This window comes from Aquihabitans sp. G128 (assembly GCF_019048865.1).
GTDB lineage: Bacteria > Actinomycetota > Acidimicrobiia > Acidimicrobiales > Iamiaceae > Aquihabitans.
Map to the genome: position 1 here is coordinate 4,317,535 of NZ_CP077604.1, position 23,699 is coordinate 4,341,233.

The 23,699-nt window shown below is 73.1% G+C and carries 24 protein-coding genes and 1 pseudogene; 18 read left to right on the top strand and 7 right to left on the bottom strand.

Annotated features, from left to right (window positions below):
• The first annotated feature begins 30 nt into the window (after positions 1-30).
• The 4 genes from KSP35_RS20645 to KSP35_RS20660 all read left to right on the top strand — a co-directional run bounded on the left by KSP35_RS20645 (position 31) and on the right by KSP35_RS20660 (position 3,294).
• A complete protein-coding gene (locus KSP35_RS20645) occupies positions 31-846 on the top strand; it encodes a hypothetical protein (RefSeq protein WP_216997651.1) in 816 nt (271 codons plus the stop codon).
• The gene (locus KSP35_RS20650) at positions 741-1,193 is read left to right on the top strand and encodes a hypothetical protein (RefSeq protein ID WP_216997652.1); all 453 of its coding nucleotides are present in this window, start codon (positions 741-743) and stop codon (positions 1,191-1,193) included. The genes KSP35_RS20645 and KSP35_RS20650 overlap by 106 nt, the downstream gene beginning before the upstream one ends.
• Before the next feature lie 138 nt (positions 1,194-1,331).
• Positions 1,332-2,150 (top strand): hypothetical protein, encoded by an 819-nt coding sequence (locus KSP35_RS20655; RefSeq protein WP_216997653.1) that lies wholly within the window; start codon positions 1,332-1,334, stop codon positions 2,148-2,150.
• 145 nt (positions 2,151-2,295) lie between these two features.
• Entirely contained in the window at positions 2,296-3,294 is a 999-nt protein-coding gene (locus KSP35_RS20660) for an NAD(P)/FAD-dependent oxidoreductase (RefSeq protein ID WP_216997654.1), read from the top strand.
• On the opposite strand, the gene KSP35_RS20665 is transcribed toward KSP35_RS20660, so the two are convergent.
• Positions 3,272-4,387 carry a PHB depolymerase family esterase gene (locus KSP35_RS20665; RefSeq protein ID WP_216997655.1) on the bottom strand — a complete coding sequence of 372 codons (1,116 nt, stop codon included), beginning with the start codon at positions 4,385-4,387 and terminating at the stop codon, positions 3,272-3,274. The two genes, KSP35_RS20660 and KSP35_RS20665, sit on opposite strands and share 23 nt — an antisense overlap.
• A 105-nt stretch (positions 4,388-4,492) precedes the next feature.
• Between KSP35_RS20665 and KSP35_RS20670 the strand changes: the two genes are divergently transcribed.
• From KSP35_RS20670 to KSP35_RS20690, 5 genes and pseudogenes are all read left to right on the top strand, one after another.
• Positions 4,493-5,986 (top strand): NAD(P)/FAD-dependent oxidoreductase, encoded by a 1,494-nt coding sequence (locus tag KSP35_RS20670; protein WP_216997656.1) that lies wholly within the window; start codon positions 4,493-4,495, stop codon positions 5,984-5,986.
• An 18-nt stretch (positions 5,987-6,004) separates the two neighbouring features.
• A complete protein-coding gene (locus tag KSP35_RS20675) occupies positions 6,005-6,472 on the top strand; it encodes a DNA polymerase ligase N-terminal domain-containing protein (protein WP_216997657.1) in 468 nt (155 codons plus the stop codon).
• Between the two features lie 196 nt (positions 6,473-6,668).
• Positions 6,669-7,091 (top strand): VOC family protein, encoded by a 423-nt coding sequence (locus tag KSP35_RS20680; protein ID WP_216997658.1) that lies wholly within the window; start codon positions 6,669-6,671, stop codon positions 7,089-7,091.
• Between the two features lie 33 nt (positions 7,092-7,124).
• Positions 7,125-7,691 (top strand): annotated as a pseudogene (locus KSP35_RS26245) (FAD-dependent oxidoreductase); the annotation flags it as partial.
• Between the two features lie 73 nt (positions 7,692-7,764).
• A complete protein-coding gene (locus KSP35_RS20690; protein WP_216997659.1) occupies positions 7,765-8,349 on the top strand; it encodes an FAD-dependent oxidoreductase in 585 nt (194 codons plus the stop codon).
• Positions 8,350-8,465: 116 nt separating this feature from the next.
• Here KSP35_RS20690 and KSP35_RS20695 read toward each other — a convergent pair whose 3' ends face one another.
• A complete protein-coding gene (locus KSP35_RS20695; protein ID WP_216997660.1) occupies positions 8,466-8,852 on the bottom strand; it encodes a VOC family protein in 387 nt (128 codons plus the stop codon).
• Positions 8,849-9,172, bottom strand: a complete 324-nt coding sequence (locus KSP35_RS20700; protein ID WP_371749001.1) for an ArsR/SmtB family transcription factor — start codon at positions 9,170-9,172, stop codon at positions 8,849-8,851. The genes KSP35_RS20695 and KSP35_RS20700 overlap by 4 nt, the downstream gene beginning before the upstream one ends.
• 67 nt (positions 9,173-9,239) lie before the next feature.
• Between KSP35_RS20700 and KSP35_RS20705 the strand changes: the two genes are divergently transcribed.
• From KSP35_RS20705 to KSP35_RS20735, 7 genes are all read left to right on the top strand, one after another.
• On the top strand, positions 9,240-9,710 hold the full coding sequence (locus tag KSP35_RS20705) for a VOC family protein (RefSeq protein ID WP_216997662.1): 471 nt from the start codon (positions 9,240-9,242) through the stop codon (positions 9,708-9,710).
• Between the two features lie 161 nt (positions 9,711-9,871).
• The gene (locus tag KSP35_RS20710) at positions 9,872-10,363 is read left to right on the top strand and encodes a hypothetical protein (RefSeq protein WP_216997663.1); all 492 of its coding nucleotides are present in this window, start codon (positions 9,872-9,874) and stop codon (positions 10,361-10,363) included.
• 346 nt (positions 10,364-10,709) lie between these two features.
• Positions 10,710-11,132 (top strand): SRPBCC family protein, encoded by a 423-nt coding sequence (locus KSP35_RS20715; protein ID WP_216997664.1) that lies wholly within the window; start codon positions 10,710-10,712, stop codon positions 11,130-11,132.
• Complete coding sequence (locus KSP35_RS20720) at positions 11,132-12,700, top strand: sulfatase (RefSeq protein ID WP_216997665.1); 1,569 nt, start codon at positions 11,132-11,134, stop codon at positions 12,698-12,700. Before KSP35_RS20715 ends, KSP35_RS20720 begins: the two co-directional genes overlap by 1 nt.
• Positions 12,697-13,959, top strand: a complete 1,263-nt coding sequence (locus KSP35_RS20725; RefSeq protein ID WP_216997666.1) for a hypothetical protein — start codon at positions 12,697-12,699, stop codon at positions 13,957-13,959. Before KSP35_RS20720 ends, KSP35_RS20725 begins: the two co-directional genes overlap by 4 nt.
• Before the next feature lie 98 nt (positions 13,960-14,057).
• Positions 14,058-14,534 (top strand): VOC family protein, encoded by a 477-nt coding sequence (locus tag KSP35_RS20730; protein ID WP_216997667.1) that lies wholly within the window; start codon positions 14,058-14,060, stop codon positions 14,532-14,534.
• 74 nt (positions 14,535-14,608) lie between these two features.
• Positions 14,609-15,691: a hypothetical protein gene (locus tag KSP35_RS20735; RefSeq protein ID WP_216997668.1), complete on the top strand. Its 1,083-nt coding sequence runs from the start codon at positions 14,609-14,611 to the stop codon at positions 15,689-15,691.
• An 84-nt stretch (positions 15,692-15,775) separates the two neighbouring features.
• Here KSP35_RS20735 and KSP35_RS20740 read toward each other — a convergent pair whose 3' ends face one another.
• Together KSP35_RS20740 and KSP35_RS20745 are read right to left on the bottom strand one after the other, a co-directional pair.
• Positions 15,776-16,639: an ABC transporter permease gene (locus KSP35_RS20740; protein ID WP_216997669.1), complete on the bottom strand. Its 864-nt coding sequence runs from the start codon at positions 16,637-16,639 to the stop codon at positions 15,776-15,778.
• The gene (locus tag KSP35_RS20745; protein WP_216997670.1) at positions 16,636-17,646 is read right to left on the bottom strand and encodes an ATP-binding cassette domain-containing protein; all 1,011 of its coding nucleotides are present in this window, start codon (positions 17,644-17,646) and stop codon (positions 16,636-16,638) included. The genes KSP35_RS20740 and KSP35_RS20745 overlap by 4 nt, the downstream gene beginning before the upstream one ends.
• A gap of 88 nt (positions 17,647-17,734) precedes the next feature.
• Here KSP35_RS20745 and KSP35_RS20750 point away from each other — a divergent pair, with 88 nt between their 5' ends.
• Both KSP35_RS20750 and KSP35_RS20755 read left to right on the top strand, forming a co-directional pair.
• On the top strand, positions 17,735-18,805 hold the full coding sequence (locus tag KSP35_RS20750) for a TetR/AcrR family transcriptional regulator (RefSeq protein ID WP_216997671.1): 1,071 nt from the start codon (positions 17,735-17,737) through the stop codon (positions 18,803-18,805).
• A gap of 152 nt (positions 18,806-18,957) precedes the next feature.
• Positions 18,958-20,031 (top strand): RNA polymerase subunit sigma-70, encoded by a 1,074-nt coding sequence (locus KSP35_RS20755; RefSeq protein WP_216997672.1) that lies wholly within the window; start codon positions 18,958-18,960, stop codon positions 20,029-20,031.
• 196 nt (positions 20,032-20,227) lie between these two features.
• On the opposite strand, the gene zwf is transcribed toward KSP35_RS20755, so the two are convergent.
• Positions 20,228-21,697, bottom strand: coding sequence for a glucose-6-phosphate dehydrogenase (zwf, locus tag KSP35_RS20760; protein ID WP_216997673.1), 1,470 nt, complete (start codon positions 21,695-21,697; stop codon positions 20,228-20,230).
• Positions 21,698-22,108: 411 nt separating this feature from the next.
• Positions 22,109-23,698, bottom strand: coding sequence for a DHA2 family efflux MFS transporter permease subunit (locus KSP35_RS20765; RefSeq protein WP_216997674.1), 1,590 nt, complete (start codon positions 23,696-23,698; stop codon positions 22,109-22,111).
• Position 23,699: the final 1 nt, after the last annotated feature.

Below are 23,699 nucleotides of genomic sequence, written 5' to 3' on the forward strand. Positions count from 1 at the left end.
CGCTCACACCTGCTGCGTACGGTGCGCGACATGACCACGCTCCCACGCCGCCTCGCCGGCCTCCTCCTCGTGACGACCCTCGCGGTGCTGGGCCTGGCCGCCTGCCAGCCCGCCTTCGACGCGGGCGGCCGCACCAGCTCGATCACCAAGGTGTCCACCAGCACCGTCGACGGCTGGCGCTACGACTTCTACCGGAACACCGCGTACCCCTGCGCGGTGAGCGGGTACCAGACGTTCACCATCGCCACCCGGGTCGGCTCGTCGCCCACCGCCAGCCGGCCGCTCTGGGTGCGCATGCACGGCGGCGGGGTGGGCTACTTCACCTCGGCCGGCGTGGTCGTGCCCAACACCAAGCAGAAGGTGGAGGAGGGCCCGGCCACCCAGCGCAGCCAGCTCAACGGTGCCCTGGTGGACGACGTGCGGGCCGACGCCGCCGGCTTCCGGCTGCTGACGGTGAGCATGTGCGACCACGACATCTACGGCGGCGCCGACATCCCGGACCCGAACAACCCCGGCACCATCCCCGGCGGCGGGCCCCGCACGGTCAACGGCCTCTACGCCACCAAGGCAGCCGTGCAGTTCACCCTCGGGGCGTACCCGACGAGCGACTACTTCCTCCACGGCGGCAGCGCCGGCTCCTATGGCAGCTACCACGTGGCATGGTCGCTCCAGGAGCAGGGCATTCCCCCACCGGCGTGGTGGCCGACTCCGGGGTGCTCAACGCGCAGTGGCTGGCGGCCATGGGCGACGACCCCGAGTGCGGGCGCACCACCGAGGCCCGCACCGAGATCCCCAAGCGCCTGCACACCGACATCACCGACCCGGCCAACCAGCCGGACCTGCTGATCGCCGAGGGTCGGCTGACCGTGCCGATCGTCGACGTGTACAGCATCGGCGACCCGAACGTCTGCGGGCAGCGGCCGATGTCGTGCCCGATGCCCGACGGGTCCCACGCCACCCTGGGCTCGGCCGACTGCGTGCACGCCCGGGTGCGGGCCGCCATCCTCGGCCAGGGCGCCGGTTCCCGCTCCCGGTCCATGCGGCTGTGCGTGAGCCCGGCGGACCAGCCCGGCTCCTGTGCCACCCACGTGTCGACCGGGAAGGCCGGGCTCACCAACACCCTGGCGCCGTGGCCCGCCGACTACGCGGCGTCGATCCTGGGATGGGTCCACACCCGCATGGCCGACGACTGAGGCGCCGGTCGGCAGGGGTGGACCGAGCAACGCCGCCGCCAGGTTGAGCAGCGGCTGCTCAGTCGCTCGCCGCCGTTCCGGGAGATGGTGCTCTCGCCTCGAGGCGGGAAGCTCCCGCCGCCGCAGCTGGAGCTCCCCATGAAGAACCGCACCCGTTCCCTCGTCGCCACCGCGGTGGTCGCCCTCGTCGCCTTCGGCGGCGTGACCGCCGCCTCGGCCTTCGGCGCCGGCGGCGAGACGCCGGTGGAGCAGCAGCCCGCCCCGGTCGACACCCGGGCCAACGGCACCTCGATCCCCGTCCAGCGGGAGTTCGTCTCGGTGGCCCCGTGCCGCATCGCCGACACCCGTTCCGCCAGCGCCGGCAAGCTGCAGCCCGGCCAGCCCCGGCTCATCACCGTGGCCGGCACGTCGGCCTTCCCGGCCCAGGGCGGCCACGCCGGCGGCTGCGGCGTCCCGAGCAACGCGGCGGCTGCCGTCGTCTCGTTGACCTCCACCCAGGCGGCCGGCGCCGGCTACCTGCGGGCCTGGGCCTTCGGCGGGTCCGAGCCCACCGCCACCGTCCTCAACTGGACCAAGCTCGGCGGGGGCGGCATCACCACCGGCGCCACCGTGCCGATCAACGGCGGCATGGACATCAAGGGCTTCGGCAAGGCCACCGACATCGTCATCGACGTCACCGGCTACTACGTCGAGCCGATCGCCGCGGTCATCTCCTCCGGTGGCAACCTCGGCAGCCACTCGAGCACCGTCACCAGCGCCTCACGGGACTCGCTCGGGGCCTACACCGTGAACTTCAGCCAGAACATGGAGGGCTGTGCCATCCAGGTCACCGCCGAGACCTCCTTCTACTCGGGCGGCTCGGAGATCATCGGCAACCACGCCGCCATCTACCTCCGCAACGTGACCGCTGCCGGCGCCTACGGGGACACCAACTTCTCCCTCACCGTCACCTGCTGAGCCTCGGCCGGCGAACGCGACGCCCGGTGGGCCGGTCCTCGGACCGGCCCACCGGCGCGCCCCGACCCGTGTGCGACATCGGTGGAGTCTTGCCTCTTCGGCAAGGCCTGGTGCGCTTGGCGACGGGCCTCCGTACGGTGCTCGCATGGACGCGACGCAGGGCACGAACGAGGAACGAGACACCGGCGAGCTGGCCGAGGGCTACGACGTGGTGGTGGTCGGCGGGGGCGCCGCCGGGCTGAGCGGGGCGCTGTCGCTGGGCCGAGCCCGACGGCGGGTCCTGGTGGTGGACGCCGGCCAGCCCCGCAACGCGCCGGCCGAGGGCGTCCACGTGTTCCTCACCCGGGACGGCATCAGCCCGCAGGAGCTGGTGGCGATCGGCCGCGACGAGGTCCGCCGCTACGGCGGCCGCGTCACCCACGGGACGGTCGTGGCGCTCGACCGCGTCGAAGGCGGCTTCGCCGTCGAGCTCGCCGACGGCCGCCGCACCCGGGCCAAGAAGCTGCTGGTGACGACCGGGCTGGTCGACGTGCTGCCCGACATCCCGGGCCTGCGCGAGCTGTGGGGCACCGACGTCATCCACTGCCCGTACTGCCACGGCTGGGAGGTGCAGGACGAGCCCATCGGCGTCCTCGGTCAGAACGCCATGGCGGTGCACCAGGCGCTGATGTTCCGCCAGTGGTCCGACGACATCGTGCTGTTCCGCCACCGGGCCCCGGCGCTCACCGACGAGCAGGCCGAGCAGCTCGCGGCGCGGGGGATCCGGGTGGTCGACGACGAGGTGGTGGCCCTGGAGCGCGATGGCTCGGGCCGGCTCGCCGGCGTGCGGGTGGCCACCGGCGAGGTGGTGCCCCGCGTGGCGGTGGCCACCGCGTCCCGGCTGGAAGCCCGGGGCGAGGTGCTCGGCCTGCTCGGGCTCGAGGTGACGCCCCACCCCCTCGGCGCCGACCTGGCGACGATGGTGCCGTCGGACGCCATGGGCAAGACCGCGGTCGACGGCGTGTGGGTGGCCGGCAACGTGACCGACCCCATGGCCCAGGTCATCACGTCTGCTGCGGCCGCCATGATGGCGGGCGCCGCCATCAACGCCGACCTCATGGCCGAGGAGCTGGCGGCGGCCGTCAGCGCCGCCCGTGCCGGCTGAGGAAGTCCCAGATCTGGAGGCTCGAGTCGAGGTCCTCGTAGACCGGGCCCACCTTGCCGGAGCCCCCGCCGGGGTGGCCCATCCAGGCGTGCGAGGCGCCGGCGACCTCGAGGAAGGCCACCTCGGTGTCGTCACCGCACGGCGTCCACGATCGGATGGTGAGGTCGGGGTTGGCGGGATCGGTCGTCACCTCCGGATGGTCGGGGCAGCCGTCCGCTGCGGCCAGCGTCGTCACCCCGTCGATCGGTGGCTGGAACGCCACGCCGCTGATGGCGTTCGGACCGATCCCGCCGTCGATCGGCACGTTCTGGTCGCCGCTGCCGTGGATGTGGAGGACCGACACCGGCTGCGAGGGGCGGCAGCCGTCGAGCTCCAAGGCGCTCGACTGCACGCCGATCGCCGCCACGCGATCGGCCAGCTCGCAGGCCAGGCGGTAGGCGAGGATGCCGCCGTTGGAGTGGCCGGCCGCGAACACCCGGTCGGCATCGACGGGGTACTCCGCCTCGACGCGGTCGATGAGCAGGCGGACGAAGGCGACGTCGTCGACGTCCTGCCTCACCGCTGGGCCACAGCACGCCCCGCCGTTCCACGTGCGGAGGTCCGTGCCGCGCGCACCGGCACCGATGCCGTCGGGGTAGGCGACGATGAAGTCGTTGGCCTCCGCCAGCCCGCTGAACCCCGAGCTCCGCTCGAACTGGAGGCCCGAGCCGGTCCCTCCGTGGAGGGCGACGAGCAGTGGCACCCTCGGCCCGTCGGTGCCGGCCCGGACAGCTGGCGGGACGTGCAGGTGGTAGGTGCGCTCCCGCCCGTCCGGGGTCCGCAGCGTGGCGTCCACCGTCCGCGCCCGCACCGCGACCGCAGGTCGGACGGTGGTGCCGTCGGGGTCGACCACCGGCGCGGGAGCGGTGGTGGTGCTCGACGGTGTCGTCGGGCCGGCCGTGGCGTCGCTCCTGGCTTCGCCGCTGGCGGTGGGTGCAGTTGGCGAGCCGGTCGAGGTGGTCGCGGCCGTGTCGGCGTCGGAGCTGCAGGCCGAGGCGACCAGGGCGAGGGAGCAGGCGAGGGCCGCAGCGGCCCAGCGGTGGCGACGGTTCACGGCCGCAGCCTGGCACCGGGGTGTGAGGGTTCCGTGAACCGGTCGTTGCCGGGCGGCGGGTAGCGTCGCCGCCTGGGGCGGGGGCCCGACGAGTGGAGGAACGACATGGCTGACGAGCACCTCGACGTCCTGATCGTGGGAGCCGGGCTCTCGGGCATCGGCGCCGCCCGGTACCTGCAGGACAAGTGCCCGTGGGCGAGCTGGTCGATCTTCGAGTCCCGCGGCGCCATCGGCGGCACCTGGGACCTGTTCCGCTACCCGGGCATCCGCTCCGACTCCGACATGTTCACGCTCGGCTACTCGTTCCGGCCCTGGACCGGCGACAAGTCGATCGCCGACGGCGCCTCGATCCTGCAGTACATCCGCGACACCGCCGCCGAGACCCACGTCGACGAGCAGGTCCGCTTCCACCACCGCATCACCTCGCTCGATTGGTCCACCGAGGACGCCCGCTGGGCCGTCGTCGCCGAGCGCACCGACACCGGCGAGACCGTCCGCCTCACCGCCGGCTTCGTGTTCTCCTGCAGCGGCTACTACCGCTACGACCACGGCTACCAGCCCGAGCTCCCCGGCGTCGACGACTACCAGGGCGAGCTGGTGCACCCGCAGGCCTGGCCCCAGGACCTCGAGTACGCCGGCAAGCGCATCGTGGTGATCGGCAGCGGCGCCACCGCCATGACGCTCATCCCGTCGCTGGCCAAGACCGCCGAGCACGTCACCATGCTCCAGCGGTCGCCCACCTACGTGGTGGCGCTCCCGGCCAGGAACCCCGCCGCCAACCTGCTGCGCAAGGTGCTCCCGAAGCGCTGGCAGGGCCCGGCCATCCGCTGGATGATGGCGCTGGGGACCCAGTTCTCGTACCAGCTCAGCCGTCGCCGCCCCGCCTTCATGAAGAAGGTGCTGCGCAAGGGCGTGACCGAGCAGCTGCCCGCCGACTTCGACGTCGACAAGCACTTCACGCCGAAGTACGACCCGTGGGACCAGCGCCTCTGCGTGGTGCCCGACGGCGACCTGTTCAAGAGCATCCGAGCCGGCACGTCCTCGGTGGTCACCGACCACATCGACAGCTTCACCGCCACGGGGATCCGCCTCCGGTCGGGCGAGGAGCTGGCGGCCGACGTCGTGGTCACCGCCACCGGGCTCGAGGTCCTGTTCCTGGGCGGCATCGAGCTGTCGGTCGACGGCGAGCAGGTGGTGCTCCCGGACCACCTCACCTACAAGGGGATGATGATCGAGGGCGTGCCCAACCTGGCCATCGCCATCGGCTACACCAACGCCTCCTGGACCCTGAAGTGCGACCTCACGTGCGACTACGTGTGCCGGGTGCTCAACCACCTCCGCGAGACCGGGCTGCGCCAGGCCACCGCGGTCGACCGCACCGCGTCGGCCAGCCGGGAGCCGCTGCTGGGCCTGTCGTCGGGCTACCTGCAACGGGCCGCCCACCTGCTGCCGAAGCAGGGGACCAAGCAGCCCTGGCAGGTCCACCAGAGCTACCTCAAGGACTACCGGGCCCTGAAGCTCTCGAGCATCGAGGACGACACCATGCAGTTCACGAACCCGCAGCCCCGCCCGGCCCGCACCCCCGTCCCCAGCGCCTGACCCACCGGTCCCGATCCGGTGGCGCAGCGGTTCGTGGTGCAGGTGCACGACGCCACGCGGCTGCACTTCGACGTCCGCATCGAGTCCGGCGGCGTGCTGCGGTCGTGGGCCGTGCCGAAGGGGCCCTCGATGGACCCGGGGGTGCGGCGGCTCGCCGTGCAGGTCGACGACCACGACCTGGCCGCCGGTGAGTTCGAGGGCGTGCACCAGGGGCGGCGGCGGGGGACCGGCGCGGTGATCATCTGGGACGAGGGGACCGCCGACGTCGTCCGGGACGAGCCGGACCGGCTGTCGATCGTGCTCGACGGCCACAAGCTGGCCGGTCGGTTCGAGCTGGTGCGGACCGGTGGCACGCAGTGGATCCTCGTGAAGGGTGCCGACGATCACGCCCGCCGCGGGTCCGACGTGGCGCACGACCAGCCCGCGAGCGTCCGCTCCGGTCGCACGTGGCAGGAGGTCGCCGCCCTGGAGCAGCCGACTCGATGACCTGACGGATCGTCAGGCGGCGCCCGCGCCACCACGGTGGCGGCCGCTGCCGCCCACGCCGCAGCCGCGCCTCGGGTCCCTCGCCACCGCCCCGATCTGGGTGATCATCGCGGGCGCGATGAGCCCCCGTCGCTCGTGACGTTGGACGGGGTGCGCCACCGGCAAGCCGTGCCGGGGCAGACGAGGAGACGTGATCGTGGACTTCAAGCTCGAGCTGGTGGTGGTGCCGGTGTCCGACGTGGGCCGGGCCAAGGACTTCTACGTCGACCAGGTGGGCTTCGAAGTCCACGTCGACTTCAAGCGGGACGAGGACTTCCGCGTGGTGCAGCTGCACCCCAAGGGCTCGGGCTGCTCGATCAGCATCGGCACCGGGATCTCGGCCATGGAGCCGGGCTCGCTCAAGGGCCTCCACCTGGTGGTCACCGACATCGTGGCGGCCCGCGAGGAGCTGGTGGGCCGGGGCGTGCCCGCCAGCGAGCCGTACCACTTCGGCCCCGAGGGCCAGCAGCCCGGCCTCGACCCGAACCGGGCCAGCTACGGCACGTTCCTGGACTTCGCCGATCCCGACGGCAACCTCTGGCTGGTCCAAGAGGTCACCGTCCCCACGCCCCGGGACTGAGGCCGCCGGTCGCCCCGGCGGTACCTTCGCCCGATGGAGAACGGGGTGGTCCGGGCCGACGTGGTGGTGGTGGGGCTGGGGCTGATCGGCTCCGGGGCGCTGCGGCACCTGGCCACTGACGGCGTCGACGTGGTGGGCGTGGGCCCGGCCGAGCCCGTCGACTGGTCCGAGCACCGGGGGGTCTTCGCCAGCCACTACGACTCCGGCCGCATCACCCGCAAGCTCGACGCCCGCTTCGAGTGGGCCGAGCTCGCGGTGCGGGCCATCGCCGAGTACCCCCGGGTGGCGGCCGACGGCGGCATCGACTTCCACGTCCCGGCCGGCATCGTCTTCGCTTCGACCGACCCCGCCCACATCGCCCGGCTGCACGACGTGGGCACCCGGGTCGGCGCCGAGCACCGGGTCCTCGACCCGGTGGCCGACGGGTTGGGCGAGGGGCTGGGCGGCGAGGTGGTGCTGCCCGGCGGCCTGCTCGCCGTGCCCGCCGGCTCGACCGTGATCGCCGAGCCCGGACCGGCCGGCTACGTCGACCCCCGTCGCATGCTGCGGGCGCAGCTGGCCGCCGCCGAGCGCCACGGTGCCCAGGTGGTGCGCGAGGAGGCGGCGTCGATCGAGCCCCACGACGGCGGCTGGCGGGTGACCACGAGCGGCGGCGTGGTGGTCGACGCGCCGCGTGCTGCTGGCCACCGGGGCCCACACCGACGAGGTCGGCCCGGCCGGTGCGGCGTTCGAGGGCCGGGTGCGTCCCGAGGTGGTGGTGCTGGCCACCCTCGACGCCGCCGAGCAGGAGCGGCTGGCCCCGCTGCCGTCGGTGTTCTCGCACCTCACCGGCACGTCGTTCCGCGACCTCTACCAGGTGCCCCCGGCGCCGTACCCCGACGGCACCGTGAAGCTGAAGCTGGGCGCCACCCTGCGGGAGTGGGAGCCGCTCGCCACCGGCGCCGAGCGCCGGACCTGGATGTCGGGCGACGCCCACGAGCAGCTCCTCCCCGAGCTGCGAGGCCTGGTGGAGGACCTCGTGCCCCGCGTGCGGGCCGAGGCCTGGGCCACCAAGCCGTGCATGATCACCGACACCGCCTCGGGCCTGCCCACCGTCGACCACCTCGCCCCCGGCCTGGTGGTGGCGGCCGGCGGCAACGGCTACGCCGCCAAGAGCGCCGACGCCATCGGCGCCCTGGCCGCCGGCCTCCTGGTGGCCGGCACGTGGATGGACCCCGAGCTGGACCAGGCCCCGTTCCGCCTGCCCGCCCGGGCCTGAGCGGCCACGCATCGTCGATCGTCGTGGGGGCCGAGGCGGTGCCGGCCCGCAGGCGGCTCCGTGCGCTGCGAAGGCCGGAAGGGTCGACGGGCGGCTCGGCCGGTCGGCCGCCTCGCTCAGGTGGCCTCGGCCAGCTGGATGAGGTTGCCGCAGGTGTCGTCGAGCACCGCGATGGTGACCGGGCCCAGCGCGGTGGGCGGCTGGGTGAAGGTCACGCCGAGGGCGGTGAGGCGCTCGTGCTCGGCGGCCACGTCGTCCACCGCGAACGAGGTCCAGGGGATGCCGTCTTCGAACAGCGCCGCCTTGAACGGCCCGGCGGCCGGGTGCTCATCGGGCTCGAGGCACACCTGCGGGCCGTCGGGCTCCTCGGCGGAGACCACGGTGAGCCAGCGGTGCTGGCCCATGGGGACGTCCTCCTTGGGCAGGAAGCCGAGGACGTCGGTGTAGAAGGCGAGCGCCTTGGCCTGGTCGTCCACCAGCACGCTCAGCAGGTTGATCCTCATGGTCGGTCCTCTCGGGGTTCGGGGTCGTCGGGGTCGTCGGGCGGGACGGGCCAGCGTTCGGCGATGGCTCGCAGGGGGCGGGTGTCGAGGCGGTGGAACTTGTAGCGGCCCTCGCGGCGCGTGGACACGAGGCCGGCGTCCTCCAGCACCGCCAGGTGCTGCGAGACGGCCTGGCGGGTGGGCGTCAGGTCGTGCTTCACCGCCAGGCGGGAGCAGAGGTCGAAGAGGGTCTGGCCGTCGCGCTCGGCCAGCTCGTCGAGCAGCGCCCGCCGGGTGGGCTCGGCGATCGCCCTGAACACGTCGCCCACGCCCGGGACCATACGCAAGTCCAGACTTGCCTGTCAACGGCAGGTCTCGACGGCGGTGCTCGGTGCGTACCGTGCCGGCATGACCGACGCGCCCGCTCCCGTGCTGCAGCTCCGGGTGGTGGTCGAAGCCGAGGACTTCGACGCCGCCGTCGCCTTCTACCGCGACGCCATCGGCCTGCCCGAGCAGGCGGCCTTCGAGGGCGAGGGCGACGCCAGGGTGGTGATCCTCGAGGCCGGTCGGGCCACGCTGGAGCTGGCCAACCCCGCCCAGGTCGCCATGATCGACGGCATCGAGGTCGGTCGCCCCGTCAGCCCGAAGGTCCGGCTGGCCTTCGAGGTGGTCGACGCCGAGGCGGCCACCGCCGCAGCGATCGCCGGCGGCGCCACCGTGCTGGCCCCGCCCACCGAGACGCCCTGGCGGTCCAGCAACGCTCGCCTCGAGGCGCCCGCCGGCCTGCAGCTGACCCTCTTCCAGGAGCTCGAGCCGTTGGCGGAGCGCCAGGCCCGCGAGGGGTTCGGCACCGCCGACGGTCGCGTCGACCGACCCTGAGCTGGTCCGGCTCGGCACGCCGCGGGCGGGTGTCGGCCGCGAGCGGAGCAACCAGCCCGAGGGGTTGAGCAACCGCTGCTCAGGACCCGCGGGCAGATCCGCGGTCTCCTGGGTGCAGCGACCGACGGGGACCCGTCGGCACCCACCCCGAGGAGCCCACCGTGAAGATCCCCACCCCCGCCGAGCAGCGCCAGACCTACCTCGCCCAGCTCCAGCCCCACGTGGCCGAGCCCATCCTGGCCGTCGGCTTCCTGGCCACCCCCGGCTACACCGCCGGGCTCATGAAGGACTACGGCATCGGCAAGACCATCGGCATGGTCTCGCCCCTGGCCGGCTGGCTGTTCCGCAAGAAGAAGGTGGCCGACCGGCTGGCCGTGTCCCGCAACGACCTGGTGGCCGTGACCGCCAGCTCGGTCCACCTGTTCGAGTTCCCCAAGGAGAGCCACCAGTTCGTCGTCACCGGCCCGCCGACGGTGTGGAACCGCAACGACATCCGGGTGACCGCGGAGGCCCCGCAGAAGCTGGCCCAGCTCATCCACGTGCAGTTCCGGGACGGCCGGGTCCTCGACTACGACATCAGCATCGGCATCCGCGAGTGGAAGACCTTCAGCGACGCCATGCGGGACCTGCTCCTCGCCCCGGTCAACGCCTGAGCACGGCCGGGTGAACGGCGGTCGGGCGCTTCGCCCGGCCGCCGGCACGGGGTAGGCAGCCGCCCATGGCCTTCCTGATCCGCCGCCTCGTCCGCTTCCTCTGGCCCAAGGCCCGCCAGCGCTGGCAGGACCGCCGCGCCGCCAAGGCCTGAGCCGCAGGTCGCCCCATCGTCCCGGTCGTCCGCGGCCAGGGGGACGCCGTGGTCGGGCAGGCCGACGGCAGGTGCGGGCTGAACAATTGGCAGTCGGTGTGACATCATCTCGGCACGGCCGCGTGCCCGCTGCCGCCGAGGATCGCCGACGAGGAGCGAACGATGGGGAAGTCGCCGACCAGGAGCGGGCGCTGATGGCGTCGGTGCGCCGCTCGCTGCGCATCGCCCGACCGGCCGAGGAGGTGTGGGCCCGCATCGGCGACCCGGCCGACCTGCCCAGCTGGTTCCCGGGGATCGTCGACGCCCAGGTCGACGGCTCCACCCGGGTGATCACCACCGGCATCGGCATCCCCATGCCCGAGGAGATCCTCACCAACGACGCCCTGGCCCGGCGGTTCCAGTACCGGCTCACCGCCCCGATCGTCGCCAGCCACCTGGGCACCATCGACGTGTTCGACCTGGGCGACGGCACCAGCCTGGTGGCCTACGCCACCGACGCCACGCCGGACCCGGTGGCCCTCATCATCGGCGGGGCGTGCGGCAACGCCCTGCACGAGCTGCGCCGCCAGCTCGAGGCGCCCGCACCCGCAGCCGCACCCAACGGAGGGGAGGCCTGATGGGCCGCAAGATCCTGTTCGTCACCACCGACCAGCAGCGCTACGACACGCTCGGCTGCAACGGCGGGACCCTCGCCCGCACCCCGGTGGTGGACGCGCTGGCCGCCCAGGGCATCCGCTACGAGCGGGCCGTGCCCCAGTCGGTGGTGTGCATGCCGAGCCGCTCCACCATGCTCACCGGCCAGCACCCCAGCACCCACGGCGTGTGGATGAACGGCGTGCCGCTGCCGGTGGACGCGCCCTCGGTGGCCGCCCGCCTGCACGACCACGGCTACCGCACCGCGCTGGTGGGCAAGGCGCACTTCGAACCGTTCATGGACCCGTTCGGCCGCTTCACCGAGAACCGGCTGTCGGGCTCGGGGAGCCCCACCGCCGACAACCCGTGGGCCGACGGGCGGATCGGCCCGCACCGCGGCTTCGACCACCTGGAGTTCGCCACCCACGGCGCCGCCGGCATGCTCCACTACGCCCGCTGGCTCCAGCAGCACCACCCCGAGGCGATCGGGATGTTCTACCGAACCATCGACGCGGCCTTCAACGTCAACGCCGAGGGCGGGGGCGCCAGCGGCGCGCCCCAGGTGCACGACAACCCCATCCCCCGGGACTGGTACCACACCGACTGGGTGGCCGATCGGACGATCGCCTGGCTCGACTCGCTGGCGGTCGAGGACGACTGGTTCTGCTGGATGAGCTTCCCCGACCCCCACCACCCGTGGGACCCGCCGGCGTCGGAGCTGCACCGGGTGGACCCCGCCGAGGTGCCGCTCCCCGCCGGCTACCCCAGCGACCGCGCCGAGCGCGAGCGGCTGCTCGACGCCAAGCCCCGCCACTGGCGCCAGTGGTACGACGGCGACCTCGTGGCGAACTACGAGGCGCCGAAGGAGTGGGTGCCGGCCACGCTGACCGACGCCCAGGTGCGCGAGGTGAACGCCCGCAACGCGGTGGAGTGCGAGCTGATCGACGAGGCGCTGGGCCGGGTGCTCCAGGCCGTGGCCGCCCGGGGCTGGACCGACGACGTCGACGTGATCTTCACCACCGACCACGGCGAGCTGCAGGGCGACTTCGGCCTGCTGTTCAAGGGGCCCTACCACGTCGACGGGCTGATGCGGCTGCCGCTCGTGTGGCGCCCCGCCCCCTCGGCGGCGGCCACCCCGGCGGTGGTGACCCACCCCGTGGGCCTCGTGGACCTGGCACCCACGTTCTGCGAGATCGCCGGCATCGAGCCGGCCAGCTGGATGGAGGGCCAGGCCCTGCCGGCCGACGACGGCGACGCCGCCACGCGCGGGTTCGAACGGGTGCTCACCGAGTGGGACAGCGAGCTGTTCGGCGTGGCCGTGCACCTGCGGACCATCACGCGGGACGGCTGGGTGTGCACGGCCTACCAGCCGGGCTACGTCCACGACGGCACCGAGGGCGAGCTCTACGACCTGGCCGACGACCCGCTCCAGCGGGTGAACCGCTGGGGCGACCCGGCGGTGGCCGGCATCCAGCGCGACCTGCTGGCCGACCTGTGGGACCACCAGCCCGCCATGCGCAGCCCTCGACCCGACGTCGAGGCTCCGGTGTGACCACCGGCTACTGGCCCAGCCCCTGGCCGGGGGAGGACGGCGGCCCAGCCCGGCTCCAGCGCCCCGCCGGCACCCCCGGCCCGCGGTTCTCCGCCGACGCGGTGACGGTCACCGCCCGCGAGGCCATCGCCGCCACCATGGTCGTGCTCCGCGATCCCGGCGAGGTGTTCGCCCTGCGCCACACCGCCGGACCGGACTCGACGGCCTGGGTGGAGCAGCTGCACCCCGAGACGCTGGAGGTGCTGGCCCGCTCGGTGGACCTGCCCGCCGGCCCCACCTGGCCCGGCGGCCTGGCCGCCCACGCCAACGGCTCGCTGTACGTCGTCTTCGGCAACCACGCCCACCGGCTCAGCGCCACGCTCGAGGTGCTGGCCCGCCAGGAGCTGCCGCAGGCCAAGCCCTACAACAGCTTCGTGATCCTCCCCGACGGGTGCCTGGCCACCAAGGACTTCGGCGGCGTGCTGCCCGGGGCCGACCCGGAGGCCCACGCCTACCAGCCCACCGAGCTCCTCGTGCTCGACCCCGAGGACCTGTCGATCCGGGCCCGGGCCACCTTCCCCGAGGCCTCGATCGCCCGCCTCTCGGCCGACGGCCACACGGTGTACGTGGTGGGCACCCACGCGCTGTTCCGCGCCCGCTGGGACGGCCACGACCTGGTGGTCGACCCCGACTTCCGCGGCACCTACCGCTCGGTCGAGGGCCAGACCTACGGCTGGGACGCCGTGGTCGCGCTCGGCGCGGCGTGGTTCCTCGACGACGGCTTCGGCAGCGAGCGCTACGTGGGCACCTTCCGGGGCCAGGGCGTCAACGAGGCGCCGCTGCACCTCGTGCGGGTCGACCTCGAGACCGGGGCTGCGACCCTCACCGAGGTCTGCGGGCTGCCCGGCGGCGTCGTGGCCAACCCGCCGCTCATCGACGAGCGGCGCTGGATCGCCGTGGGCTTCGACAGCGGCAACGGCATCCTGGCTGCGTTCGACATCGAGGAGGACGGCTCCCTGGTGAAGCGCTGGCGCCGCCACCAGGACCACGCCGCCCACCTGCTGCTGTTCCCCGACACCGGCGAGCTGGTGACCGCCGACCACGACGCCACCCGCATGGTCGACGAGCTGGTGGTCCTCGACATCGAGACCGGCGACGAGCGCCTCCGGGTCGACGTGGGCAGCCCCGTCCAGTCGGTCCTGTTCCCCGCCGTCGGCTGGGACCGCGACGTCTACTACTGCTCGTTCTCCACCATCGCCCGGGTGGCCGCCACCGACTGAGCGGCAGCGGCCCGAGGTGGCCCCGCGATGAGTCCGCCGGGCTGGCGACGTCTGATGGGGTGCCCGCAGACCGACCATCGAGCACGCAGGAGCCCGCCATGCCCACCATCACGCCCAACCTCTGGTTCGACACCGAGGCCGAGGCGGCCGCCGAGTTCTACGTGTCGATCTTCCCGAGCTCGAAGATCACCGGCGTCACCCACTACGGCCCCGCCGGCCCCGGTCCGGAGGGCACGGTCCTGAGCGTCGGGTTCGAGCTCGATGGCCAGCCGTACACCGCCATCAACGGTGGCCCGATGTTCCCGTTCACCGAGGCGGTGTCGCTGGAGGTGAACTGCGCCGACCAGGCCGAGGTCGACCGCTACTGGGCGGCGCTGACCGCCGACGGCGGCGAAGAGGTCCAGTGCGGGTGGCTGAAGGACAAGTACGGCCTGTCCTGGCAGGTAGCCCCCGCCGGCATGGAGGCGTACCTCAACGACCCCGACCCGGCCCGAGCCGAGCGGGCCATGCGGGCCATGCTCGGCATGGTCAAGATCGACCTCGCCGCCATCGCCGCCGCCGCCGACGGCAACTAGCGGCGAGGCCTCCGGGTAGCGTCCCGTCCGATACGTCGGCGCACGAGGCGCGGGCGGTGGCGGAAGGATCCGAGATGGCGACTCGACACAAGGGCATCGCCCTGGCCTGCGTGGTGTGCCTGGTGCTGGTGGGCTGTGATCGGATCACCCGGCTCACCAGCAACGGGCTCGAGGACAACCGGTGCTTCACCGACACGCTCTCGGCCGACGGCCGGTACGTCGCCTTCTCCACCACGAGCGACCCCACCGGTCGCACGTCGGTGCAGCAGACCGTGCTCCGCCGGGCCGACGGCAGCGCCTCGAAGGTCGTGGCCGGCAACGGCTCCGGCGCCACCACCGGCGGCTCGCTGTCGCACGACGGCGAGCGGATGGCGTTGGTGATCGACGTGCGGATCGGTGATCGCTCCGAGGGCCGCGGCTACCTGTACCGCCGCTCGACCGGCACCCGCACCCAGGTCACGCCGTCGGGAGCAGACGTCACCGGCCTCGTGATCAGCGCCGACGGCAAGAAGCTGGCCTACGCCGCGGGCGGGGTGATCTGGAAGGCCGACGTCGCATCGGGCTCGCGCAAGCAGATCAGCCCGGCCGCGACCTCCGAGGTCACCTATGCGCGGGCCTCGCTCTCGGCCGACGGTCGCTACGTCAGCTTCGTCACCCGCTCCCTGTCCGAGGGGCGGCAGCTCACCGTGCGGGACTCGCTCGGCAGCGCCTCGTGGAACCTGCTCAACGTGTTCGAGTCCCGCGCCGAGACCACGCAGAGCGCCGTCTCCGGCGACGGCCGCTGGGTGGTCTACGGGAAGGCGAACCCCGGTTCGGCCGGCGGCGCGCCGCAGATCTACCTCTGGGACCGGTCCACCGGCGCCAGTGCACGGCTGACCACCATCGGCTACCCGCGGGCCATCGGGGGAGCGGCCATCAGCGGCGACGGCTCCCGCATCGCCTACAGCAACACCGACTACGACTCGGGGGCCGGGAAGCTGGTGCTGATCGAGCGCTCGTCGGGCAGCTCCCGCACCATCGTGTCGGCGAACCAGCCCGTGGTGAACCCGTCGTTCACGACGGACGGGCGGACCCTGGCGTTCTGCTCCTCGGCCTCCGACCTGCCGTCCGGCGACGGCCGCTTCCACCCCAACGTGTTCCTCTGGACCGATCGCTGAACGCCCCCCGGGGCGAGGCCGCCCACCCCGCGGTGGGGTGGGCGGCCTGGTACCAGAGGGCGGGCCCGGCTGTCGGGCGACGGTTCAGTCGGCGCGGCGGAAGCGGCGGAGGGCGAGGGGCACGCAGACGGCGATGATCAGCGCGCACCACCCGACCATGGCCGGGATGGGGTGCTCGAGCTGCCAGGAGCCGTGGGCGCCCACGCCGGTGCAGAGCTCGCGGACGCCGGCCACGAAGGCGGCGAGCGGGTCCCACTCGCCGATGGCGCGGGGGACCGCCTTCATGCCGGCGATCGGCACGAACGTGCCGGCGAGGAACGACAGCGGGAAGACCACGGCGAAGCCGATGCCCTGCATGGCGTCGGCGTTGCCGATGAGCATGCCGAGCAGGACGCCGAACCAGGTGAAGGCGAACAGCCCCAGGAGCACGAGGCCGGCGAGGGCCGCAGCGCCGCCGAGGTCCAGGTCCGGGCGCCAGCCGAGGGCCAGGCCGATGCTGAGCACGATCACCAGGCCCAGGACCTGCTCGAGGATCTGGCCGATCACCTGGGCCGAGATCACCGACAGCGGGTTGACCGGCAGCGACCGGAAGCGATCGACCACACCGGTGCTGAAGTCGTTGGCGGTGGCGACGCCGGCGCCGATGATGCCGAACGCCAGGCTCTGGCCGATCAGGCCGGGGAGCAGGTAGTCCTGGTACCGCATGCCCGGGATGTGGATGGCCGAGCCGAACACGTACAGGAACAGCAGCGTGAAGATGATCGGCTGGATGGTGACGTCGCTGAGCCGCTCGGGCACGCGGGGGATGGTGCGCAGGCTGCGGCCCACGAGCAGGGCGGTCTCGCGCACGTAGCGGGCGAAGGCGCCGGGGCGGGGCGGCAGCGGCTCGGCGAGCGTGCCGCCCGAGCCGGGGTCGGTGGGGTGGGTGGGGGCGAGGGTGGCGGTCACGATGCGAGCTCCAGGGAAGGGGTCGACCCGGTGGGGTCGGCGTCGGGGTCGGTGGCGGGTTGGCCGGTGAGGGCGAGGAAGGCGTCGTCGAGGGTGGGGCGGCGCAGGGCCACCTCGTCGACGGCGATGCCCGAGGCCCGCACGGCGGTGGCCACGCGAGCGAGGTCGGCGGCTTCCTCGGGGGCGGGGATCGAGACCATGCGGCCGGTGGGGGCCACGGTCACGTCGAACGTGGGGGCGAGGGCGGTCACGAGGGCACCGACGTCGGCGGCGTCGACGGTCACCACGTCGACCCGCAGGTCGCCGATGCGGGCCTTGAGGTCGCTGGGCGTCCCCGACGCCACGGCCTGGCCGTGGTCGATGAGCACGATGTGATCGGCCAGGGCGTCGGCCTCGTCGAGGTACTGCGTGGTCAGCAGGAGGGTCACGCCCTCGGCCACCAGCTCGTTGATGGTGGCCCACACCACCTGGCGGCTGCGCGGGTCGAGCCCCGTGGTGGGCTCGTCGAGCACCAGCAGCTTGGGCGGCGTGACCAGGCTGGCGGCCAGGTCGACCCGGCGGCGCTGGCCGCCGGACACGTCCTTGACCAGCTTGTCGCGGAACTCGCCGATGTCGAACCGGTCGATGAGGGCGTCGGCCACCCGGAGCGCCGCCGGTCGGCGGTAGCCCCGGAGCCGGGCCATCAGCACCAGGTTCTCGCGGCCGGTGAGGTTGTCCTCGAGGGCGGCGAACTGGCCGGTGAGCGAGATGAGGCTCCGGACGGCGTCGCCGTCGGTGGCGACGTCGTGGCCCAGCACGGTGGCGGTGCCGCTGGTGGGGGCGGTGAGGGTGGCGAGCATGCGGACCGTGGTGGTCTTGCCGGCGCCGTTGGGGCCGAGCAGCGAGACGACGGTCCCGGCTCGGACCTCGAGGTCGATGTGGTCGACGGCGGTGAAGTCGCCGAACCGCTTGGTGAGGCCGTCGGTGGTGACGGCGAGGTCGGGGGTGGCAGTGGGGTGCGGGGTCATGGGAAATCCTTTCGGCGGCTAGAAACTTACAGCGAGTGTAAAAGTACTGCAACAGCAAATCTCGGATCTGCTGCGCTACGGTGGGCCCATGGCCGAAGAGGACCGTGCGCTCCAGGGGTGGTCGTCCTTCCGTGACTCGTGGCGGAAGACCCAAGAGGTCTCGATCCCCGGCGAGGGGTTGCGGGAGCGGAAGAAGCGCCTCCTCCGCCAGCAGATCTCCGACACCGCCACCGACCTGTTCCTCGAGCACGGCTTCGACGAGGTGCGGGTGGCCGACGTCGCCGCCGCGTGCGGGGTCTCCGAGAAGACGGTCTTCAACTACTTCCCCAACAAGGAGTCGCTGCTGCTCGACCGGGAGGACGAGATGATCGCCTCGGTGCGGCGAGCGCTCGGCCCCGACGCCCCGCCCGGGTCGCCCATCGACAACCTGGTGGCCGAGCTCGAAGCCGACCTCGAGCGCACCTTCGCCCTCTGGCTCGACGCCGGGCCGGAGGCGTTCGAGGGCGTGCGCCGCTTCATCGAGGTCCTCGAGAGCACGCCGTCGCTGCGCGCCGCGCAGCGCGACATGATGGACCGCCTGGTGCAGGTGGCGGCCGAGTCCCTGGCCGAGCGGGCGGGCGTCGACCCGCAGGACCCGGAGCCCCAGATCGCCGCGGTCGCCATCATCGGCCTCTGGAACATCCAGTTCCAGGCCCTGCGGGCGGTGTCGGACTCCTCGGGGACGGCGGCCGACGTGGTGGCCCAGATGACCGACCGCCTCCGCCGGGCTGCTCGGCTGATCGACACGGGGCTGTGGTCGTTCAACGTGGCGGTCCAGGGCACCACGTCTCGCCAGCAGCTGCAGGTGGCGGGCGAGGCCGCCAACGACGCCCGCAAGCAGGTGCTGGCCGCCATCCGCACGGCCCGCATCGCGTGGCGCGACGTCGCCCTCGAGGTCCAGGCCCACCGGGCCGAGGTCGACGGCCGCCACCGCCAGGGCGGGTACGCCGGCTACGCCGCCGACCGCCGGGCGCGCCAACAGGCCCAGCGCGACGTGCAGCGAGAGGTCCAGCGGGCCAAGCGCGAGGTGCAGCAGGAGGCCGCCAAGGCCAAGCGGGACGTGCAGAGGGCCGGGGCCGAGATCAAGGCGGCGGCCAAGCGGGGCCGGCCGGCGCGCTGATCACCGGCGGCGCGATGAGCCCACCGCCGTCGCGACGTTGCACCGCCATGGACCTCCAGCGCCCCGACCAGCCGTTCCCCGGGCGATCGCTCGGCCATCATGGGCGCCACCCGGGCGCTGGATCCGGGGGCCGCACCCCGAGGAGCCGAGCGATGGGCCGAGCCGAGCGACGTCGCCCGTCGGAGGTCGACGACGTGGCAGCAGCGGTCGCCGGCGACGAGCGGGCCTGGGCCCGGGTGGTCGGCCGCCACCACCGCGAGCTCCACGTCCACTGCTACCGGATGCTCGGCAACTTCGAGGAGGCCGAGGACACCGTCCAGGAGGTGTTCCTGCGGGCCTGGCGCAAGCGGGACGCCTTCGACGGCGGGCCGCACCTGCGGGCGTGGCTGTACCGCATCGCCACCAACGCCTGCCTCGACGTGCTGCGCAAGAAGCGGCGCCGGGTGGCGGCCCACGGCTCCTACGCCGAGGTGGGCTGGCTCCAGCCGTACCCGGACCGACTGCTCGACGAGGTGGTGGCGTCCACCGACGACGAGCCCGACGAGGTGGCCGTCGCCCGGGAGACCATCGAGCTGGCCTACCTCGCCGCCCTCCAGGTGCTGCCCGCCCGCCAGCGCGCCGCCCTGATCCTGCGCGACGTGCTGGGGTGGACGGCGGCCGAGACCGCCGACGCGCTGGAGACGACGGTGCCGGCGGCCAACAGCGCCCTCCAGCGGGCCCGAGCCACGCTCCAGCAGGAGCTGCCCCGGAGCCGCAGCGAGTGGACCACCGCCGAGCCGTCGGAGGCGGACCGCGAGGTGCTGGCCCGCTTCATCGACGCCCACCAACGCGGCGACGCCGAGGCCTCGGTGGCACTGGCCACGGCCGACATCCGCATCACCATGCCGCCGTACCCGATGGTCTTCGAGGGCCTCGACGGCTTCGCCCCCCCTGCTCGAACGGGCCTACGGCCCCGAGTCCGAGGGCGAGTGGCGGTTGGTGCCGACGTGGGCGAACCGCCAGCCGGCGGCGGCCAGCTACCTCCGCCGCCACGGCAGCACCGACTGGGTCCCGTTCAAGCTCGACGTCCTCCGCATCCGCGACGGCGCCATCGCCGAGATCACCACGTTCGGCTGGTCCCTCTTCCCCGCCTTCGGCCTCCCGCCCACCCCGCCCACCTCGGCCGCCTGACCCCGCCCCGGCGGTGCGAGAACGCCCGCCCGGTCGCAGGGGGGCCCCTCGCCTGACCGGACCGCCCGGCCGGACCGCCCGCCCCCAATCGAACTTCGGGTCCCACGCCCACGCGCGTGCCTCTGGGACCCAAGGTCCCATCGGGTCGTCGGCCCCTTGTCGAACTTTGGGTCCCACGCCCGGGCGCGTGCCTGTGGCACCCAAGGTTCGCAGGGGTGGGGGTGCGACGGGCGAGGCGACGGGGGCGGGCGGCTACTTGTCGCGCCAGGCACGTTCGAAGGGGAGGCGCCAGGTGTTGGGGGCGATGACCTGGTGGATGGCGTTGGGGCCCCAGGAGCCGGGGGCGTAGGGGCGGACCGGGGGTGGGTCGGTGAGCAGCGGGGTGGAGAGCTCCCAGAGGCGCTCGATGCCCTCGGCGGTGGTGAACAGGGTGTGGTCGCCGCTCATGGCGTCGTAGATGAGCCGCTCGTAGGCCTCGAGCACGTCGCCGGCGCGGCCGGTCTCGTGGAGGGCGAACTGGAGGCTGAGCTTGTCGAGCCGCATGCCCGGGCCGGGGCGCTTGCCGTAGAACGACAGCGACAGCTTCGGCGCGTCGGCCAGGTCGAACGTGAGGTGGTCGGGCCCCTGGGCGCCCACGCCCGAGCCCGGCGGGAACATGCTCTTGGGCGGCTCGCGGAAGGCGATGGAGATGATGCGGGCTCCCTCGGCCAGGCGCTTGCCGGTGCGGAGGAAGAACGGGACGCCGGCCCAGCGCCAGTTGTCGATCTCGCACTTGAGCGCCACGAAGGTCTCGGTCTCGGAGTCCGGCGACACGCCGGGCAGCTCCCGGTAGCCCAGGTACTGGCCGCGGACCACGTTCGCCGGCGTGATCGGCAGCATCGAGCGGAAGACCTTGTTCTTCTCCTCGCTGATGGCCTGCGGGTCGAGCGTGGTGGGCGGCTCCATGGCCATGAAGGCCAGGACCTGGAACAGGTGCGTGACCACCATGTCCCGGTAGGCGCCGGTGCTCTCGTAGAAGCCGGCCCGGGCGTCGAGGCCCAGGGTCTCGGGCACGTCGATCTGCACGTGGTCGATGTGGTTGCGGTTCCAGATGGGCTCGAACAGGCCGTTGGCGAAGCGGAACGCCAGGATGTTCTGCGCCGCCTCCTTGCCGAGGAAGTGGTCGATGCGGAAGACCTGGTGCTCGGCGAACACCTCGTGCACCGCGGCGTTGAGCGCCTTCGACGACTCGAGGTCGATGCCGAAGGGCTTCTCCATGATGATGCGGCTCCGCTCGACGAGGCCGGCCTCGCCCAGCATCTGCACCACGGCACGGGCGGCCTTGGGCGGCACGCTGAGGTAGTGCAGGCGGCGGCTCTGGCCGGTGAGCGACGCCTCGGCCTCGCCCACCACCTCGGCCAGGCGGGGCGCCCCGGCGCCCTGGCTCACGTAGCGGAGCTTGGCCGAGAAGGCGGCCCACTCGGCGTCGGTGATGTGGCCGCGCCCGAACTCGTCGCACGCGGTGCGGGCGAAGGCGCGGAACCCGTCGTCGTCCAGGTCGTCGAGCGACGACGCCACGATCCGGCAGTCGGGCACCAGCCCCGCCCGGGACAGGTGGAGCAGGCCCGGCAGCAGCTTGCGGCGGGAGAGGTCGCCGGTGGCCCCGAACAGCACGATGACGTGCGGGCGGAGCGGGTCCATCAGCGTGGAGCTGGCGTCGCTCGGTTCGTGCTGCACCGCCATGCGGTACCCCCTGGGTCGCTCGGGGCGAACCTACGGGAGCCGCGTTGCCGGTGTGCCGCTTCCCGTCGGCCTCCCCGTGAACACCACCTGTCGCCCCGGCTTCAGCCCGTCACCCCCCCCTGCCGGCGCAACTTGTGGGCTGAGGCCGCCGTCCTCGGCGGTGTGGGCCCACAAGTTCGATGGGGGTTGGATCGGGTGGGTGGGGGTGGCCTGTCTCGCCGTCCAACGCAACTTGTGGGCTGAGGCCGCCGTCCTCGGCGGTGTGGGCCCACAAGTTCGATGGGGGTTGGGTCGGGTGGGGGGGGCCTGTCTCGCCGTCCAACGCAACTTGTGGGCGGAGAGCGCCGTCCTCGGCGGTGTGGGCCCACAAGTTCGATGGGGGTTGGGTGTCGGGCTCGTGGGGGCGGGGCTTCAGGGGAGGACGGGGGAGGGGTCGGCCACGGGGTCGGGGCCGGGGTCGGCGGTGAGGTCGACGAGGGGCTCGGGGGCGCGGGCCGGGAGGAAGGCGAGGGCGACGGCGACGCCCACCAGGGAGGCGACGGCGCAGACGCGGGCGCCGCCGTGCATGCCGTCGACGAACGCGGTGCGGGCGGCGTCGAGCACCACCTGCTTGGCGGCGGGGCTGGGCGCACGGTCGGCCACCGCGGCAGCGGCCTGCACCGAGCTGCGGGCGGCGTCGAGGGCCTGGGCCGGCACGGGCAGGCCGCGCAGCCCGTCGACCAGCTTCGGGCCGTAGAGCGAGCTGAACACCGAGCCCACCACGGCCACGCCGAGGGTGCCGCCGAGCTCGCGGGTGGTGTCGTTCATGGCCGAGCCGACGCCGGCCTTGTTCGGCGGGAGCGAGCCGAGGATGGCGGCGGTGGACGGTGCCGTGGTCATGGTCAGGCCGGCCCCGATGAACATCATCGAGAACACGATGGAGCCCCAGTAGGACGAGCCCGCCGTGAGCGTCGATGCCCAGACGAACCCGACGCACATGCTGGCCAGGCCGGCGGCCACCATGCGCTTGGTGCCGATCCGCACCGAGAGCGCCGCTGCGAGCGGGGCCCCCAGGGCTGCGGCGAAGGCGAAGGGGAGCGTGTGCAGGCCGGCGGAGAGCGTCGAGTAGCCGAGGACGAACTGGAAGTACTGCGTGATCAGGAAGATGAAGCCGAACAGCGAGAAGAAGGCGATGGACACGGCCAGGCTCGCAGCGCTGAAGCGGGGGTTGCGGAACACCCGCACGTCGAGCATGGGGTGGGTGCTGCGCAGCTCCCAGGTCACGAAGCCGGCGAACAGGGCGATGGCCACGACGAAGCCCCGGAGGGTCCACAGCTCGGTCCAGCCGTGCTTCGGCGCCTCGATGATCGTGTAGACGAGCAGCACGACCGCGGCGCTCGACAGCACCACGCCCACCGGGTCGAGGCGGCCGGCGTCGGGGTCCTTCATGGTGGGCAGGAGGCGCTGGCCCAGGACGAGGGCGACGGCCACGACGGGCAGGTTCACCAGGAAGATCGAGCCCCACCAGAAGTGCTCGAGCAGGAAGCCGCCGGTGAGGGGGCCGAGCGCCACGGCCAGGCCGGACACGGCCGACCAGATGCCGATGGCCTTGGCCCGTTCGACGGGTTCGGTGAACACGTTGGTGAGGATGGCGAGCGTGGCCGGGAACACCAGAGCGGCGCCGATGCCCATGGTGGCCCGGGCGGCGATCAGGGCGTCGGCCGAGCCGACGAACGCGGCGACCGTGGAGCACAGGGCGAACAGGGCGAGGCCCAGCTGGAGGGCGCCCTTGCGCCCGAAGCGGTCGCCCAGGCTGCCGAACGCCAGCAGCAGCCCGGCGAACACGAGGCTGTAGGCGTCGACGATCCACTGGAGCTGGGTGGTGGTGGCACCCAGCGTGCGGCTGATGGTGGGCAGGGCCACGTTGACGATCGTGTTGTCGACGACGACCAGGAAGAGGCTCAAGCAGAGCACCGGCAGGATGGCCCAGCGCTTCGGGTGGGGGAGGTTCGGCGTGTCCATG